This is a genomic window from Microbacterium sp. H37-C3 (genome assembly GCF_027157935.1).
Lineage (GTDB): Bacteria > Actinomycetota > Actinomycetes > Actinomycetales > Microbacteriaceae > Microbacterium > Microbacterium plantarum.
The window spans coordinates 1-1,581 of sequence record NZ_JAPVLR010000011.1; the positions used below are offsets into that span (position 1 = coordinate 1).

Annotated in this window: 2 rRNA genes (1 of these 2 only partly in view); both read right to left on the reverse strand. The window is 54.5% G+C overall.

Annotation, left to right across the window (positions count from 1 at the left end):
- Positions 1–9: 9 nt before the first annotated feature.
- Positions 10–126, reverse strand: a 5S ribosomal RNA gene (rrf, locus tag O1W71_RS16420).
- Between the two features lie 100 nt (positions 127–226).
- A 23S ribosomal RNA gene (locus tag O1W71_RS16425) occupies positions 227–1,581 on the reverse strand (it continues 1,827 nt past the right edge of the window).

Sequence of the window (1,581 nt, forward strand, 5' to 3'; positions counted from 1 at the left end):
ACGAAAGAAGTCCGGCGGTGTCCTACTCTCCCACAGGGTCCCCCCTGCAGTACCATCGGCGCTGTGAGGCTTAGCTTCCGGGTTCGGAATGTAACCGGGCGTTTCCCTCACGCTATGGCCGCCGAAACACTATTGATGTTTCAGTCTGCACAACGATCAATTCGTTATGCGGTTCTCGACCGTACATCGAGAACCACTCAGTGGACGCAAGCACCAAAAACGGTGTGTTATCAAGTCATCGGCTTATTAGTACCGGTCAGCTTCACGTGTTACCACGCTTCCACATCCGGCCTATCAACCCAGTAGTCTGGCTGGGAGCCTCTCGCCCGAAGGCATGGAAATCTCATCTTGAGGCCGGCTTCCCGCTTAGATGCTTTCAGCGGTTATCCATCCCGAACGTAGCTAACCAGCGGTGCTCCTGGCGGAACAACTGGCACACCAGAGGTTCGTCCAACCCGGTCCTCTCGTACTAGGGTCAGATCCTCTCAAATTTCCTACGCGCGCAGCGGATAGGGACCGAACTGTCTCACGACGTTCTAAACCCAGCTCGCGTACCGCTTTAATGGGCGAACAGCCCAACCCTTGGGACCTACTCCAGCCCCAGGATGCGACGAGCCGACATCGAGGTGCCAAACCATGCCGTCGATATGGACTCTTGGGCAAGATCAGCCTGTTATCCCCGAGGTACCTTTTATCCGTTGAGCGACAGCGCTTCCACAAGCCACTGCCGGATCACTAGTCCCGACTTTCGTCCCTGCTCGACCTGTCAGTCTCACAGTCAAGCTCCCTTGTGCACTTACACTCGCCACCTGATTGCCAACCAGGTTGAGGGAACCTTTGGGCGCCTCCGTTACTTTTTGGGAGGCAACCGCCCCAGTTAAACTACCCACCAGGCACTGTCCCTGAACCGGATTACGGTTCGAAGTTAGATATCCAGAGTGACCAGAGTGGTATTTCAACAATGACTCCACGGTAACTGGCGTCACCGCTTCACAGTCTCCCACCTATCCTACACAAGCCACACCGAACACCAATACCAAGCTGTAGTAAAGGTCACGGGGTCTTTCCGTCCTGCTGCGCGTAACGAGCATCTTTACTCGTAGTGCAATTTCGCCGAGTTCGCGGTTGAGACAGTTGGGAAGTCGTTACGCCATTCGTGCAGGTCGGAACTTACCCGACAAGGAATTTCGCTACCTTAGGATGGTTATAGTTACCACCGCCGTTTACTGGGGCTTAAATTCTCAGCTTCGCCTTGCGGCTAACCGGTCCTCTTAACCTTCCAGCACCGGGCAGGCGTCAGTCCGTATACATCGTCTTGCGACTTGGCACGGACCTGTGTTTTTAGTAAACAGTCGCTACCCACTAGTCTCTGCGGCCTCCACACCCTTTCGGAGTAAATCCTAATAAGTGGAAGGCCCCCCTTCTCCCGAAGTTACGGGGGCATTTTGCCGAGTTCCTTAACCACGATTCTCTCGATCTCCTTGGTATTCTCTACCTGACCACCTGAGTCGGTTTGGGGTACGGGCAGCTAGAACCTCGCGTCGATGCTTTTCTCGGCAGCATAGGATCACCCACTTTTTA